Below are 14,676 nucleotides of genomic sequence, written 5' to 3' on the forward strand. Positions count from 1 at the left end.
CATCACGTCCAACGACAGTTGTGAGCTGAAATCCCAAGCCCGGCTTATGGGTTGAGGCGGAGCCGGACCCTCCGGCGGGCCGGTTCAGCAGCCGACGCGGTTCGAGGCCGCCTGCCTCAGCGCCTCCAGCACCACCGCCGTCGCCGGGACCCGCAGATGGTCGCGGTACACGTGCGCGGCGATGTGCCGGCGTGCGGCCGGCAGCAGGGCCCGCCCGCACACCTTGCTCAGCGAGAGCGAAGGCAGCACCAGGGCGGGCATCATGGCCACGCCCAGGCCCTGAGCGACCAGGCTCTGGACCACCAGGTTGTCGTCGGTGGCGAAGCGGATGTCGGGCACGAAGCCGAGCCCCGCGCATTCGTGCAGCAGGTTCGCCCGGCAGCGCGGGCAGCCGGCGATCCACCGCTCCTCGGAGAGGTCCGCGAGGTGCACGGCCCGCCGCCGGGCCAGCGGGTGCCCGGTGGGCAGCAGCACCGTCAGCTGGTCCTCCATGAGCCTGACCTCGGCGACCTCCTCCGGAACCTCCTCGTGCAGGCCGGGATAGGTGAAGGCCAGGGTGATGTCGCACTCGCCCCGCTCCAGCCTGCGCAAGGAGTCCGGGGGCTCTCCCTCCAGCAGCTCGACCTGGATCCCCGGGTGCTCCTTGGCCAGGCTGCTCAGGGCTTCCGGGACCAGGGTGACGTTGGCGCTGGGGAAGCCGCACAGCCGGACGCGGCCGGTCCGCAACCGGGCGTACGCCTTCAGCTGGGCCTCGGCGGCGAAGAGGCTGCCGAGGATGGCCTCGGCGTGCCGGGCCATCGACTCCCCGGCCTCGGTGAGCTGCATGCGGCGTCCCACGCGGGTGAACAGCGGGGTGCCGACGGCGCGTTCGAGCGCCTTCATCTGCTGGGTGATCGCCGGCTGGGTGTACCCGAGGACCCGGGCGGCGGCCGAGTAGGACCCCGAGGCGACCACCTCGTGGAACGTTCGGATGTGCCGCGAATCGAACACGGTCGAAGCATAAGCGGACGTTGGGAGGGGCCGCAGGCACAATCGCGCCTACGGCCCCTCACCATCAAGCCAGTTGCTCCTGCCGCCCGCGGGCGGCCGTCGGCTACTTGTCGCCGACCCGCGAGCCGAGCGTGATGTCCACCGTGGTCGGCTTGCCGCCGCGCAGGTAGGTCAGCTTCACCGTGTCACCCGGCTTGTACGTCCAGATCTCGCTGATCAGGGTCGGGCCGCTGTCGATCGGCTTGCCGCCGAGCTCGGTGATGATGTCGCCGGGCTTCAGCCCCGCCTTGCCCGCCGGGCCGTTCGGGTCGACCAGCTCGTTGGCCGAGGCGCCCGTCTCGGAGATCTTCGCGCCGTCGGTCTTGGCCGCGAGGTCCACGGAGACCGAGATCACCGGGTAGACCGGCTTGCCCGTCTTGATCAGCGATTCTGCGACGTTCTTCGCCTGGTTCACCGGGATGGCGAATCCGAGGCCGATGGAGCCGGCCTGGCCGCCGCCGAAGCCGCCGTTGCCGGCCGACTGGATGGCGGAGTTGATGCCGATGACCGCGCCGCGGCTGTCGAGCAGCGGACCGCCGGAGTTGCCCGGGTTGATCGAGGCGTCGGTCTGGAGGGCACTCATGTACGAGTTCTTGCCGCTGGAGCCGTCACCCGAGGCGACCGGGCGGTTCTTGGCGCTGACGATGCCGGTGGTGACCGTGTTGGACAGGCCGAACGGAGCGCCGATCGCGATGGTCGAGTCGCCGACCGCGACCTTGTCCGAGTCGCCGAGGGGCAGCGGCTTGAGCCCGGACGGCGGGTTCTTCAGCTTGATGACGGCGACGTCGTACCCCTGGGCCCGGCCGACGACCTCGGCCTCGTACCTCTTGCCGTCGGAGAAGGTCGCGCTGAGCTTGCCGCCGTTGGCCGCGGAGGCGACCACGTGGTTGTTCGTGAGGATGTGGCCCTGCTGGTCGTAGACGAATCCGGTGCCGGTGCCACCCTCGCCGTCGCCGGCCGAGGCCTCGATGGTGACGACGCTGGGCAGCGCGCCGGCGGCCAGGCCCGCGACGGAGCCCGGATCGCGCTTGAGGTCCTTGGGCGTGTTGCCGGCGCTGACCGTGGTGGAGCCGGAGCCATTGGCACTCCGGTCGGCCGCCCAGTAGCCGACGCCGCCGCCGACGCCGCCCGCGAGGAGCGCCGCCGCGAGGACACCGGCGATCATGCCGCCCTTGCCCTTCCGCTTGGGCTGCGGTGCGCCGTCGGTGGCCAGGGGCACGCCCCAGCCTCCACCGCCCTGGCCGGCACCGGCCCCGTACGCGGGGGCCGCCGGCGGCGGGGGAGGCCAGCCCTCGGCACCCATCGCCTGCGGCGCGGGGGCGTGGGCGTGGGGAGCAGCGGGAGTCTCGGCGTACGCCGGGGTGACCGGCGGGACCGGGTTCTCGGCGTACACGGGAGCCGGGGCCGGCGGCTCGACGGCCGCGGCGGGCTGGGTCGCCGGGGGCTGCGGAGCCGGCGGCTGCGCTGCCGGGGTGTGGGGGAGCTGCTGGGTCGGCTCGGTGCCGGGCGCGGGCGTCGGCGGCAACTGCTGCGTCACCGGCTCCGCGGGCGCCGGCGCGGCGGGCGCCACCGGCGCGGCGTCGACGGGCGCGGCCACCGGGGGTACGGGCGGGGCCGCGGGGGGCGTCGGGGCCGCGGTGCCCTCGTTCTCGGTGCTCACAGCGCTCTCTCCTCGTCACACACGGCTTCAGAAATACGGGCGATATCGGTCCGACTGAACGTTCGACGTGCCGTACAAGTTCCTGGGCAAAGCCTTTCCCATGACCCGTCAGAGCACTGTAAGCCGGACCTGTGAGTCTCCCCCATCCTTTATCTCCGACATTTCGGACGCATCCCCAGAAGCGCCCGCGGGGCTCTCCACGACATCCGGGCCCCTCCCGGTGGCACCATGAGCCGGTGACCCACGCAATGCCGCGCCCCATCCAGGTCGTCGCCCACCGCGGCGCCTCGGAGGATGCCCCCGAACACACCCTGGCCGCCTACCGCAAGGCCATCGAGGACGGGGCCGACGCCCTCGAATGCGATGTCCGGCTCACGGCCGACGGCCATCTGGTCCTGGTCCACGACCGGCGGGTGAACCGCACCTCCAACGGCCGCGGCGCCGTCTCCGCCCTGGAGCTGGCCGATCTCGCCGCCCTCGACTTCGGCTCGTGGAAGGACCGGGAGGAGTCTCCCGACTGGGACGCGGACCCCGAGCGGACCTCCGTGCTCACCCTGGAGCGACTGCTGGAGCTGGTGGCGGACGCCGGGCGGCCGGTACAGCTGGCGATCGAGACGAAGCACCCGACCCGCTGGGCCGGACAGGTGGAGGAGCGCCTGCTCTTCCTCCTCAAGCGCTTCGCGCTGGACGCCCCGCCCGCCGAGGGGCCCCACCCCGTCCGGGTGATGAGCTTCTCGGCGCGCTCCCTGCACCGGGTGCGGGCGGCCGCGCCCACGGTCCCGACCGTCTACCTCATGCAGTTCATCTCGCCCCGGATGCGGGACGGGCGGCTGCCGGCCGGGGTGGAGATCGCCGGGCCGGGGATGCGGATCGTGCGCAACCACCCGGGCTTCATCCGAAAACTTCAAGCCGCCGGGCATTCCGTTCACGTGTGGACCGTGAACGATCCGGAAGATGTTCAGCTCTGCGCTGATCTAGGTGTGGAAGCGATCATCACGAACCGACCGCGACAAGTTTTGTCACAGCTAGGCCGCTGACGTCCCGCTTTGCGCAGGTGTCACAGGCGAAACACCCGTTACGGGGTGTGCACCGGCGCATCCACTCCGCGTTCGGTCGCCGTGAATGCGTCAGAGGGCGCCGGTCCGGCGGTTTCCGGTCCAGGCCATTGGGGCATCCAGACCATGCGTGGGGCTAAGGAGGTTCCGGGGGTGGCGTTGATGGTGGCACAAGAAGTGCCCACGTCGTCGTGCATGGACGTGTCCCATGGTCCTGCGGGCGTGGGCGAGGCGAGGCACCGGATGCGCGAGCAGTTGCGCATCAGCGGGGTGTCCGAATCGATCGTGGATGACGCCGTACTGATCCTTTCCGAACTGCTCAGCAACGCCTGCCGGCACGGCAGACCGCTGGGCGCTCGGGAGAGGGAAGACGGCGGGATACGCGCGTCGTGGCGCGTCGACAAGGCGGGGCGGCTGACGGTCGAGGTCACGGACGGCGGCGGGCCCACCCGCCCCATCCCGGCCAAGCCCTCGGTCACCGCACGGGGCGGGCGGGGGCTGACCATCATCAGCGCCCTGGCCCAGGACTGGGGTGTCCGGGACGGAGCGGCGGGTGAGGTCACCGTCTGGGCGATCGTTGCCTGCGGGACCCGGCACGAGGATTTCGCTACGCGCGTTGCGTCCCCTGCGATCGATTTCAGTACGGCCTTCGACGATCTGGATCCCTGACCCGACCGGTCCTCGACCGCGGGTGGACGGATGGCGGCCGTCCGGGAGCGCACGCCGACCGTGCTCCCGGCCGCACCCCACCGGTTGTGGCGGCACGAACGGCTAGGCTCGCGCCCAGACCGACGCCGTACCGCCGCAACCGGGAGACACCCACGATGGCCAAGAAGCGCCCCTCCGCGAAGTCCGCAAAGCCGCAGCTCAACAGCGGGGAGATCCCGGTGGTGGGCGCTCGCGAGCCCTGCCCCTGCGGATCCGGGCGCCGCTACAAGGCCTGCCACGGCGCCGCCGCCGCGCACGCCGTCACCGAGCACGTGGCCCGGCCGTTCGAGGGCCTGCCCGGCGAGTGCGACTGGGTGGCGCTGCGCGAGCTCGTCCCCGCCGCCACGGTGCCGCTCACCCTCAAGGGCGGACTGCCCGAGGGCGTCCCCTCCGTCACGCTGGTGACCGTACTCCCGCTGGCCTCTCCGGCACTGCGCCGCGAGGACGGTTCCGTCCTGCTCGGCCTGCAGAACGACTCGACCAGCGGCGACCTCGCCCGGGACATGGCCGACACGCTGGAGCGCGCGCTCGTCGCCGAGCCCGGCACCGTCGTCGAGGCCCGCCGGGTTCCGGCCGAGGGCCCGCGACTTCAGGATCTCCTCTCCGTCGACGGCGGTTTCGAGCCGGTTGTCCACAGCGGGTTCGAATTCTGGATTCCGGAAGCGGAGAGCGCCCAGAACGCCTCCCCGGAGATCGCCGCCTCCCTGGAGCGCGCCAACGCGGCCGCCATCCCGACCGTCAAGCTGACCGGCGTGGATGCCGCCTACTGGTGCGAGACCCCGGACAAGAACCACCTGCGCTGGGTCATGCCGCACCCCGAGGAGAAGCTGCTCGACGCGCTCGCGCGGCTGTCCGCCGCGGGCACGTCCTCGCTCGGCGAGGGCACCAAGCTGGTCGGCTCCTTCCGCGCCCACGGCCTGATGGTCCCCGTCTGGGACCTGCCGACCGGAGTCTCGGCCGAGGACGTGGAGAAGCCCGCGGCCGAGCTCGCGGAGCGGCTCGCCGCGGCCCTCGCGACGGACGCGCCGCTGACCACGGAGGAGCGTCGCGCCCGCGGCGGCCTCACCAACCGCCAGGTCACGCTCAGCTGACCGGATGGCCGGCCCGTTCGCGGGCCGGCCACCAGGGTCCGGGGGAGGGGCCCGGGGAGGGTCCGCGGGAGGGTCACCGATGACTGCTCACCGGTGATCGGAGTCACAACTCCCGCTAATCGCCTGCAAATCGGTGTCCGAATATCAGAGATCGAATTTGCGAACAGGCGATCTCTTGTTACCGTTCTTGTAGCCCGGTCGCTGGTGCATCCCCCGTCGCCAGCGACCGGGCCCTTGATTTTCCCGTGACGCTCAACCGTCACCCGGTACCGGTGAGTTGCTCCCGGACCGCAGGAGCAGGGCTCCTTCATCATCCGGAACTGCAAATTCCGCTACGGCCGAGTAGTCCTTCGGGGCACCGGCCGACTCCTCCCTCGGCGTTTCACACAGCCCCGGTTCGTCGCCCGCGCCGACCGCGCAGCGGATCTGCACCGTGCGCCCCGCCGGACCCATCACCGTGAGCACCGCGTCGAGCGAGCGGCCGCTGGTGTTCCGGTAGTAGCTGCGCCCCCACGTCCGGCCCTCGCCCGACAGGACGCACGTCTGCGCCTCCACCCCCTGCGGAGAGGACAGTTCGGGCCCACAGCGGGCGTCCGTACGCGGCTGCTCGGCCGGGCCCGGACGGGCCGGCGCGGCGGCGGAGGCGGGCGTACGGGACCGGCCGGTGGCGGAACTCGCTCCCGAACCGCCCGAATCGGCCGAGCCCTCGGATTTGTCGGAGGTCTCGGAGTTGTCGGAGCCGCCGGAGTCCGACGCCCCCCGGTCGCCCTTGGGCGGGTGACCGAGGCCGAAGGTGGAGAGCAGCCCGCCGCCCTTTCCGTCGCTCTGACCGGCGAAATCCGGCCCGGCGATCGCTCCCGCCAACGGGAGCGACAAGATGATCAACACACCGGCGCCGATACCGATCAGGCGGAGATTCATTCGCCGAAGATAGCGATGCGGGAATGGGGCACGGAGAACCCCGCGCCCAATTCCCTTGGAAACTCGTCTCGCTGGCACCCGTACGAGTGATCCGTCAGTGCACGGGCGTCAGTACGCGAGCCGGCTCCCGCCGCCCGAGGCCCCGCTGCTCTCCTCCACCAGCGCGTCCACGACCGCCTCCACCTCCGGCAGCCAGATCTCCCCGGCGCCTGCGGGCTCGCGCTCCCACCGCACCTGGCCGCCGCCGATCGCGGCGGAGGGCGGGAGCAGCAAGTAGCCGCCCTCGCCGTGGAACCGCAGCGAGGAGGGCACGTGGTCCTTGGCGTAGAGGATCTCGCCGAGCCGCTCCAGCGAGTACGGCGCCACGAGCAGCGACCACCGTGTGGGCGTGGCCACGATCGGCCCGAGCCGCATGCCCTCGGCGTCCAGTCGTACGACGGCACGCGCGGCCGCCGCCGCGGGCAGGCTCACCGCGCAGGGCGCGCTCGCGCCGGTCGCCAGCAGGATCGGGGCACCCGCCCGGTTGGCCCACCACCAGGACACCATCCGGGGGTCGGTGGTGGCGGCGAGCAGCCCGGGATCGAAGGGGTGCGCGCCGGGCACGACGCAGTCGGGGTCGGGGCAGGCGCACCGGGAGCTGTCGGCTCCGCAGCGCCCGACGCCCGGCAGCACGGGCCAGTGCCAGGTGGTGGCGCAGGTCAGCGCCGCTTCGAGGAGACCCGGCGCATCACCCTGCGGCGGGGCGGGGCGCAGGGATTGCAAGCGATTGCGGAGCCGCTGGAGACGCCTTCCGAGGATCTCGCGCATGAGCGCTCGTTCCTTTCCGTTGAACGCCGAGGGCCACATCACACCATGTAAGCGGTGGTTCACCACACGTACACGTTTCGCGTCACTGTCCGCCTGAAGCAGGTTCACACGGTTCGTGCAGTTTTCTTACGGGTCCATGAAACGTCCGTCGGGGGCGGTACGCGACCCGGGACCGCGCGGGGAACGGCTGTCGTCGATGGGGACGACGGGCCGTGCCCGACGGTTCCCGGCGGGCACCGGGCTGCGCCAACTCTCCCCGGGTGCAACGGATTACGTACCCGGACCGGCCGACTGACTCGCCCAGTCGACCGCAAAAACCGTCCGCTTCCCGCTTTTTCCGGCCAAGTTCTAGCCCTGGCCGGACAGTGAGTTGCCGTCCCACGGACACCAGGATTCCCACCTGGGCAATGCTGGACATCGCTCCTCGTGTGCGTGTAGATGTGGATTCATTGATAGCGGCGCAGCATGATCTGGGGGTTTGCGATGCTATATGGCGAATCGCACCAGCTGGAAAGGCGGACGCCATGAGCGCCCCGCATCTGCCGAAAGTGGCTGGAATCGATCCAGCTGTCACAGCGTCCCCGCACACTGTGGCGCCCACACCGGCTCCCACGGCCGTGTCCACATCGACGAGCCCGCGAGCGGTTCACACACCGGCGCAGGTCCCCGCCGCGAGCTCGGTCATTCAGGACCGCCTCGCGGGCATGGTCTCCGACCTCACCACCCTCCACGAGCTCACCGAGCGGCTCGCCCGCGCCAGTGACCTCACCGCCTCCCTCCAGGAGTTCCTGCGGGCGGGCGCGGCCCTGGTCGGCGCCCGTCGCGGCCTGATCGTCCTGGAGCCCTCCGACGGACTCGGCCCCACCACCACGATCGGCCTCGGGCTCGGCCACGCCGACCTCGGCCACATCGAGACGGTGCCGCGCAGCGCCACCTCGTACGGCCGCATCCTCGACGGCCTGCCCGACGCCAACGGCGGCTCTGAGTTCCTGCCCGAGCCCGGCACGGCCACCGGCCCCGGCGGCGACGGGTACGCCGCCCCCGTCGACCCCCGCCACCGCGAGGTCGCCGCCCGCCTCGGCTACGCCGCCAGCTACGCGCTGCCGCTGACCGCCGAGGCCACCGGCCGGCTCGGCGCGGCCGTCTGGCTCTACGACGAACAGGCCGAGCCCAGCGACCGCCAGCGCGACCTGGTCGGGCTGTACGTCCGGCACGCCGCCGAGCACCTGGCCCGGATGCTGGAGGTGGAGCGTGCCCGCGCCGGCCTGGCCACCGTCGCCGAGGAACTCCTGCCCAGCCGGCTCCCCCGGATCCCCGGGGTCCAGCTCGCCGCCCGGCACCACACCGGACCGCACGGCGGGGGCGACTGGTACGACGCGCTCCCGCTGCCGGAGGGCGCCCTCGGGCTGGCCGTCGGCTCCGTCACCGGCTCGGGGCCGAGCGCCGTCGCCGCGATGGGCCGGCTGCGCGCCTCGCTGCGGGCGTACGCCGTCATGGAGGGCGAGGACCCCGTCGCCGTCCTCTCCGACCTGGAGCTGCTGCTGCGCCTGACCGAGCCCGCGCGCTCGGCGACCGCGCTCTTCGCCTACTGCGAGCCCGCCGGGGGCCAGGCGGGCGGACCGGCGGGCGGCCGGGGGCGCAAGCTCATCCTGGCCGGGGCCGGGCACACCCCGCCGCTGCTGATCGGCGAGCGGCGCACCGAGTACGTGGAGACCACCCTCTCCGCGCCGCTCGGAATGCTGTCCTGCTGGGAGGCTCCGAGCGTGGAGATCGAGCCCGCGCCCGGAGAAACGGTGCTGCTCTATACGGACGGGCTGCTCCGGCGCACCGGGGACCCGATGGACCGGGCGTACGCGCGGCTGCACGCCGCCGCCGCGGGGATCCCCCGTAGCGTCCGCGAGGACCCGGCCGCGATCTGCGACCACATCCTGCGGACGGTGCTGCCGGACGGCGACGGGGACGGGCCCGCTTCCCCGGCGGACGCCTCCGAGGACATCGTGCTGCTCGCCGCGCGGTTCGAGTGACGAGGAGATGGAGGAGGTGAGGGCGGGGCGTGTGACCTGGTTTGGCGGATTTGTCACACGAACCGTCGGGGGGCATCCGCTCACACATACGATGGATGAGGTCCATACCCGGTCCGTGTCCGTCGTACTGAGGAGAAGACGTGGCTGACGAGCTCACCCCGGAGACCCCGGAAGAAGAGCAGCCCAAGAAGAAGCACAAGCAGCGCAAGAACGGGCTGTACCCGGGTGTCAGCGAGGAGCTCGCCGCAAGCATGCGCACGGGCTGGGCAGACACCGAGCTGCGCGGACTGGAGCCGATCGCTCAAGCCGCGCACACCGCCGCCCGCCGCTCCGCCCTGTCCCGGCGTTTCCCCGGGGAGCGCCTCGTCGTCCCCGCCGGCCGGCTGAAGACGCGCTCGAACGACACCGAGTACCCCTTCCGCGCCTCGACGGAGTACGCGTACCTCACCGGCGACCAGACCGAGAACGGCGTCCTGGTCCTGGAGCCCGCGGGGGAGACCGGCCACCACGCCACCGTCTACCTGCTGCCCCGCTCCGACCGCGAGAACGGCGAGTTCTGGCTCTCCGGCAACGGTGAGCTGTGGGTCGGCCGCCGCCACTCCCTCACGGAGGCCGAGCAGCTCCTGGGCATCCCGGCCAAGGACGTGCGCAAGCTCGCCGAGGAGCTGACCGAGGCCGAGGGCCCGGTCCGCAGCGTCCGCGGTCACGACTCCGTCATCGAGACCGCCCTGACCGACAAGGTCACCAAGGAGCGCGACGAGGAGCTGCGCGTCTACCTCTCCGAGGCCCGCGCCGTGAAGGACGCGTTCGAGATCGACGAGCTGCAGAAGGCCGTCGACTCCACCGTCCGCGGCTTCGAGGACGTCGTGAAGGTGCTCGACAAGGCCGAGGCCACCTCCGAGCGCTACATCGAGGGCACCTTCTTCCTGCGCGCCCGCGTCGAGGGCAACGACGTCGGCTACGGCTCCATCTGCGCCGCCGGCCCGCACGCCTGCACCCTGCACTGGGTCCGCAACGACGGCGACGTCCGCTCAGGCGACCTGCTGCTGCTCGACGCCGGTGTGGAGACCCACTCCCTCTACACGGCCGACGTCACGCGCACGCTGCCGATCAACGGCACGTACACCGACATCCAGCGCAAGATCTACGACGCGGTCTACGCGTCCCAGGAAGCCGGCATCGCCGCCGTCAAGCCGGGCGCGAAGTTCCGCGACTTCCACGACGCCTCCCAGCACGTGCTCGCCGAGAAGCTCGTCGAGTGGGGCCTGGTGGAAGGCCCGGTCGAGCGCGTCCTGGAGCTCGGCCTGCAGCGCCGCTGGACCCTGCACGGTACCGGCCACATGCTCGGCATGGACGTCCACGACTGCGCCGCCGCGCGCACCGAGGCGTACGTCGACGGCACGCTGGAGCCGGGCATGTGCCTGACGGTCGAGCCCGGTCTGTACTTCCAGGCCGACGACCTGACCGTGCCCGAGGAGTACCGCGGCATCGGCGTCCGGATCGAGGACGACATCCTCGTCACCGAGGACGGCAACCGGAACATGTCCGCCGGGCTGCCCCGCACCTCGGACGAGGTCGAGGCGTGGATGGCGCGCCTCAAGGGCTGACGCCACCGCTCGTACGCGCCGATGGGCGGGACCCTCCACGGGTTCCGCCCATCGGCGCGTCTACGACACCTTCAGCAGTGAGTCGTCCCGCCATTTCAGCATCTTGTCGAAGCTGACCACGGCGCCCCGGCCCGGCCGGTTGCGGAAGCGGACGTGGTCGGCGAGCTCCTCGATCAGGTGCAGTCCCCGGCCGTGCTCGGCCAGGGACGGTCTGCGGCGGGCCACCGTCGCGGGCGGGAACCCCGGGCCCGAGTCGCTCACCTCGATGCGGCAGCGGTCCCCGTCCAGATAGGCCGTGACGTGGTACGCCCCGGTCCCGTCCGGGGATCCGCCGCCCGAGGCCGCGTCGTCCGGATACGACGCGGCGTCCGTGTACCCGCAGCGCGGGACCGGTTCGCGGCCACCGTGCTCCACCGCGTTCGCGCACGCCTCGCTCAGCGCCACCGACAGGTCGAAGGAGATGTCCGGGTCCACCCCCGCGGTCTCCATCGTCCCCAGCAGCAGTCGCCTCGCGAGGGGCACACTCGCTGCTTCGCGCCTCAAGTGGAGAGACCACCAGATGCTCATACCGTTACCTATTGCCGCCCGGGGCCGGGGCTAAGCCCCCGAAGACCGACAGAGCCCTCGTTCGGCCGATGTGGCGCTCCCGGGCGGCGGTGTATGCGGTGCGGGTGGGGGAGACCCGGAGGGGCGCGCGGGGAGTGCTCGCGGAGGGCTCGGGTGGGAGTACTCGGGGGAGCACCCGGGTGCGCGTGCACCGACGCACACCGGGCATCCGTGCGCGGGAGTGCCAACCTGCTGTCGCACCTGCCGTATGCGGCGCCTAAGGCCAGTGCGATGATGGCCCGGCCATGACTGCCCCCCACGCGACGCAGGCCGGACCCGGCCTCAGGCTGATCCGGGCCGCGGTGTTCACCGCGGTCTGTGTCGTGCTGTCCGCGGCCGGGCACGCGCTGGCCTCCTGCGCGACGGTGCCCTGGTGGTCCCTCTGCGCCGGCTTCCTCGCCGTGTTCGCGGTAGCGGCCCCGCTCGCGGGACGCCGCCGCTCGCTGCCGGGCATCGCCGCCGCGCTGGCCGGCGGACAGCTCGCCCTGCACACGGTGTTCGGCCTCGGCCAGCACAACGCCTCGGCGGGCGGCGGCACCTCCTCGGAGACCTCGCTCGCGGCACTGGCCGCCCAACTGGTCTGCGGGGGCAACTCCGTCCCGATCCACCCGGCGGATGCCCGGCGGATCCTGGAGAGCGCCGGGCTGGACCCGGACGCCGTGGCCGCGCAGGCCGAGGCGCAGGGGCACCTGGCCCACGCCCACATGGGGCAGGGCCTCGTAGAGCCGGCCACCGGACTGGTCGGGCTGCTCAGCCCGGCCATGCTGATCGGGCACCTGCTGGCCGCACTCGCAGCCGGCTGGCTGCTCGGGCGCGGCGACGCCGCGCTGTTCCGCCTCCTCGAACTGTCCAGGCTCTCCGCGGCTGGCGCACCGGTACGCCCGCTGCGTGCCGCGCTGGCCTACGTACGGGCCCTCGGCGCGGGCCTTGCGGACCGGCCCGTCCGCACTCCGCGGGCAGCGGACGCCGGGACCGGCTCCGGTCCCTCCACGGGCCGGGACGCACTCCAGCACACGGTGATCAGGCGCGGGCCGCCCACGGCATTCGCCCTCGCAGCCTGAAGCGGCACCTCTCCTCCCCGGGACTCACGACGGGAGCACCGGTGCCGCGAACTCCGTGCGCGCCGCGCGCGGAGCCACCGTCACCACAGCTTCCGTGGAGTGTTTCTGCCATGAAGACCTCTCGCGTCTCCTTCGCCGCCGCCCTCGCCGCCGGTTCCGTCCTCCTCCTCTCCGGCACCGCCTTCGCCCACGTCGGCGTGCAGCCCGTCGGAGAGGCCGCCAAGGGCGGCTACGCGACGCTCAACTTCAAGGTCCCCAACGAGCGCGACAACGCCGCGACGACGCAGCTCGAGGTCAACTTCCCGGTCGACCAGCCACTCACCTCCGTCATGCCGCAGGACATCCCCGGCTGGACGTCCAGCGTCGAGAAGACCAAGCTCGACAAGCCGCTCACCGTGCACGGCAAGCAGGTCAACGAGGTCGTCACCAAGGTGACCTGGTCCGGCGGCAAGATCGAGAGCGGCAAGTTCCAGCAGTTCCCGGTCTCCGTCGGCAAGCTGCCCGACAACGCCGACCAGATGGTCTTCAAGGCGATCCAGACCTACGACAACGGCGAGATCGTCCGCTGGATCGAAGAGCCCAAGGAAGGCGCCGCGGAGCCGCAGAACCCGGCGCCCGTCCTGAAGCTGACCGCCGCCCCGGCCGGCGGCGACCACCACGACGCCACCCCGAAGACGGACGGCGACAAGAACGGCGCCGCCGCCGACCACAAGGACGGCCACGACACGGCCGCCTCCAAGAGCGGCTCCGACACCACCGCGCGGGCCCTCGGCATCGCTGGCATCGTCATCGGACTCGGCGGCGTGGCCTTCGGCGTCGCCTCGCGCCGCCGCACCTCCTGACCTCCTGACCTCCTGACCTGCCGATCCCACAGCCGACCGGTCATCCGGGCCGGCCGGGCTCGCGGATCCACCCGTACCACCCCCGATCCCAGGGACTTTCCCATGCGCACCACACGTGTGACGCTCGCCGCCCTCGTGGCGGCGGCCGCCCTCACCCTCACCGCCTGCGGTGGCGAACCGGCCAAGAACGGCCAGGTCACCCAGATCAGCGAGAGCCAGGCGAAAGCCGGCTCCGCCACCGTGCTCGACCGCCCCTTCGACAAGCCGGACGTCGTCCTCACCGACACCACCGGCAAGCCGTGGAACCTCCGCGAGCAGACCAAGGGCAAGCCGACGCTCATCTACTTCGGCTACACCCACTGCCCCGACGTGTGCCCCCTGACGATGAGCAACATCGCCGTCGCCAAGAAGGCACTTCCCAAGGCCGACCAGGACAAGCTCCAGGTCGTCTTCATCACCACCGACCCGGAACGGGACACCCCCGAATCCCTCGGCGCGTGGCTCAAGGCCCAGGACCCGGCATTCACCGGGCTGACCGGGGACTTCGCCACCATCCAGGCCGCCGCACGCACGCTCGGCATCGGCATCGAGGCCGCCAAGACGGACGCCGCCGGCAACGTCGTCTCCATGCACGGCGCCCAGGTCATCGCCTTCTCGCCCAAGACCGACGAGGGATACCTCCTCTACGGCGAGAGCACCACCGTCGATGACTACACCAAGGACCTGCCGAAGGTCGTCAAGGGAGAGAACCCGTGAACACCCGCACCACCCGCACCACCCGCACCCTCGCCGTCGCCCTCTCCCTGACGGCCGCGCTCGCCATATCCGGCTGCTCCTCGGACGGCGAGGACTCCGGATCCGCTTCCGGCGGCGCGCCGAAGCTGACGGTCAGCGGCGGGTACATGCCGCAGCCCGTGAACGACGAGATGGCCGGCGCGTTCATGGTCATCAAGAACGACTCCAAGACGGCCGACAAGCTGACCGGCGCCACGAGCCCGCTCTCCGACGATCTGCAGATCCACGAGACCAAGGATCAGAAGATGCAGCAGGTGCAGTCCATGGACGTGCCCGCGAACGGCGAGCTGAAGCTGGCACGCGGCGGCAGCCACGTCATGTTCATGGGGCTCAAGAACACCCCCAAGGTCGGTGACAAGGTCACCATCGAACTGCGCTTCGAGAAGTCCGGCCCGGTCAAGGTCGAGCTGGACGTCAAGGAGCGGACGTACAAGGCTCCGACATCCACCGATGGCACCGCCCACTGACGG

Annotated in this window: 14 protein-coding genes; 9 read left to right on the forward strand and 5 right to left on the reverse strand. The window is 71.7% G+C overall.

Annotated features, from left to right (window positions below):
* Positions 1–84 precede the first annotated feature (84 nt).
* Together OG247_RS21225 and OG247_RS21230 are read right to left on the reverse strand one after the other, a co-directional pair.
* Positions 85–990: a LysR substrate-binding domain-containing protein gene (locus tag OG247_RS21225; protein WP_327253719.1), complete on the reverse strand. Its 906-nt coding sequence runs from the start codon at positions 988–990 to the stop codon at positions 85–87.
* Positions 991–1,093: 103 nt separating this feature from the next.
* A complete protein-coding gene (locus tag OG247_RS21230; protein WP_327253720.1) occupies positions 1,094–2,689 on the reverse strand; it encodes a S1C family serine protease in 1,596 nt (531 codons plus the stop codon).
* A gap of 248 nt (positions 2,690–2,937) precedes the next feature.
* Between OG247_RS21230 and OG247_RS21235 the strand changes: the two genes are divergently transcribed.
* The 3 genes from OG247_RS21235 (at position 2,938) to OG247_RS21245 (ending at position 5,543) form a co-directional block, all read left to right on the forward strand.
* Positions 2,938–3,726 (forward strand): glycerophosphodiester phosphodiesterase, encoded by a 789-nt coding sequence (locus OG247_RS21235; RefSeq protein WP_327257567.1) that lies wholly within the window; start codon positions 2,938–2,940, stop codon positions 3,724–3,726.
* Between the two features lie 180 nt (positions 3,727–3,906).
* The gene (locus OG247_RS21240; protein WP_327257568.1) at positions 3,907–4,413 is read left to right on the forward strand and encodes an ATP-binding protein; all 507 of its coding nucleotides are present in this window, start codon (positions 3,907–3,909) and stop codon (positions 4,411–4,413) included.
* Between the two features lie 155 nt (positions 4,414–4,568).
* The gene (locus OG247_RS21245; RefSeq protein WP_327253721.1) at positions 4,569–5,543 is read left to right on the forward strand and encodes a DUF5926 family protein; all 975 of its coding nucleotides are present in this window, start codon (positions 4,569–4,571) and stop codon (positions 5,541–5,543) included.
* 252 nt (positions 5,544–5,795) lie between these two features.
* Here the strand turns inward: OG247_RS21245 and OG247_RS21250 are convergent, their stop codons facing one another.
* A complete protein-coding gene (locus tag OG247_RS21250) occupies positions 5,796–6,464 on the reverse strand; it encodes a hypothetical protein (RefSeq protein ID WP_327253722.1) in 669 nt (222 codons plus the stop codon).
* Positions 6,465–6,572: 108 nt separating this feature from the next.
* Positions 6,573–7,271 carry a bifunctional DNA primase/polymerase gene (locus OG247_RS21255; protein WP_327253723.1) on the reverse strand — a complete coding sequence of 233 codons (699 nt, stop codon included), beginning with the start codon at positions 7,269–7,271 and terminating at the stop codon, positions 6,573–6,575.
* A gap of 407 nt (positions 7,272–7,678) precedes the next feature.
* Between OG247_RS21255 and OG247_RS21260 the strand changes: the two genes are divergently transcribed.
* Together OG247_RS21260 and OG247_RS21265 are read left to right on the forward strand one after the other, a co-directional pair.
* Complete coding sequence (locus OG247_RS21260) at positions 7,679–9,295, forward strand: PP2C family protein-serine/threonine phosphatase (RefSeq protein WP_327253724.1); 1,617 nt, start codon at positions 7,679–7,681, stop codon at positions 9,293–9,295.
* 140 nt (positions 9,296–9,435) lie between these two features.
* Positions 9,436–10,902 carry an aminopeptidase P family protein gene (locus OG247_RS21265; RefSeq protein WP_327253725.1) on the forward strand — a complete coding sequence of 489 codons (1,467 nt, stop codon included), beginning with the start codon at positions 9,436–9,438 and terminating at the stop codon, positions 10,900–10,902.
* A 60-nt stretch (positions 10,903–10,962) separates the two neighbouring features.
* Here OG247_RS21265 and OG247_RS21270 read toward each other — a convergent pair whose 3' ends face one another.
* The gene (locus OG247_RS21270) at positions 10,963–11,469 is read right to left on the reverse strand and encodes an ATP-binding protein (RefSeq protein ID WP_327253726.1); all 507 of its coding nucleotides are present in this window, start codon (positions 11,467–11,469) and stop codon (positions 10,963–10,965) included.
* A gap of 284 nt (positions 11,470–11,753) precedes the next feature.
* Here OG247_RS21270 and OG247_RS21275 point away from each other — a divergent pair, with 284 nt between their 5' ends.
* The 4 genes from OG247_RS21275 (at position 11,754) to OG247_RS21290 (ending at position 14,673) form a co-directional block, all read left to right on the forward strand.
* Positions 11,754–12,569, forward strand: coding sequence for a hypothetical protein (locus tag OG247_RS21275; protein ID WP_327253727.1), 816 nt, complete (start codon positions 11,754–11,756; stop codon positions 12,567–12,569).
* A 110-nt stretch (positions 12,570–12,679) separates the two neighbouring features.
* The gene (locus OG247_RS21280; protein ID WP_327253728.1) at positions 12,680–13,411 is read left to right on the forward strand and encodes a YcnI family copper-binding membrane protein; all 732 of its coding nucleotides are present in this window, start codon (positions 12,680–12,682) and stop codon (positions 13,409–13,411) included.
* Positions 13,412–13,513: 102 nt separating this feature from the next.
* Positions 13,514–14,167: an SCO family protein gene (locus OG247_RS21285; protein WP_327253729.1), complete on the forward strand. Its 654-nt coding sequence runs from the start codon at positions 13,514–13,516 to the stop codon at positions 14,165–14,167.
* Complete coding sequence (locus OG247_RS21290) at positions 14,164–14,673, forward strand: copper chaperone PCu(A)C (protein WP_327253730.1); 510 nt, start codon at positions 14,164–14,166, stop codon at positions 14,671–14,673. Before OG247_RS21285 ends, OG247_RS21290 begins: the two co-directional genes overlap by 4 nt.
* The last annotated feature ends 3 nt before the right edge of the window (positions 14,674–14,676 follow it).

The sequence above is a fragment of the Streptomyces sp. NBC_01244 genome, assembly GCF_035987325.1.
Classification (GTDB): domain Bacteria; phylum Actinomycetota; class Actinomycetes; order Streptomycetales; family Streptomycetaceae; genus Streptomyces.

What these genes read in the sequence shown, in the direction of transcription:
- OG247_RS21280 (WP_327253728.1), top strand. Translation starts at nt 12,680, where the DNA reads ATGAAGACCTCTCGCGTCTCCTTCGCCGCCGCCCTCGCCGCCGGTTCC.
- OG247_RS21285 (WP_327253729.1), top strand. Translation starts at nt 13,514, where the DNA reads ATGCGCACCACACGTGTGACGCTCGCCGCCCTCGTGGCGGCGGCCGCC.
- OG247_RS21240 (WP_327257568.1), top strand. Translation starts at nt 3,907, where the DNA reads ATGGTGGCACAAGAAGTGCCCACGTCGTCGTGCATGGACGTGTCCCAT.
- OG247_RS21255 (WP_327253723.1), bottom strand. Translation starts at nt 7,271, where the DNA reads ATGCGCGAGATCCTCGGAAGGCGTCTCCAGCGGCTCCGCAATCGCTTG.
- OG247_RS21250 (WP_327253722.1), bottom strand. Translation starts at nt 6,464, where the DNA reads ATGAATCTCCGCCTGATCGGTATCGGCGCCGGTGTGTTGATCATCTTG.
- OG247_RS21275 (WP_327253727.1), top strand. Translation starts at nt 11,754, where the DNA reads ATGACTGCCCCCCACGCGACGCAGGCCGGACCCGGCCTCAGGCTGATC.
- OG247_RS21270 (WP_327253726.1), bottom strand. Translation starts at nt 11,469, where the DNA reads ATGAGCATCTGGTGGTCTCTCCACTTGAGGCGCGAAGCAGCGAGTGTG.
- OG247_RS21235 (WP_327257567.1), top strand. Translation starts at nt 2,938, where the DNA reads ATGCCGCGCCCCATCCAGGTCGTCGCCCACCGCGGCGCCTCGGAGGAT.
- OG247_RS21245 (WP_327253721.1), top strand. Translation starts at nt 4,569, where the DNA reads ATGGCCAAGAAGCGCCCCTCCGCGAAGTCCGCAAAGCCGCAGCTCAAC.
- OG247_RS21260 (WP_327253724.1), top strand. Translation starts at nt 7,679, where the DNA reads ATGCTGGACATCGCTCCTCGTGTGCGTGTAGATGTGGATTCATTGATA.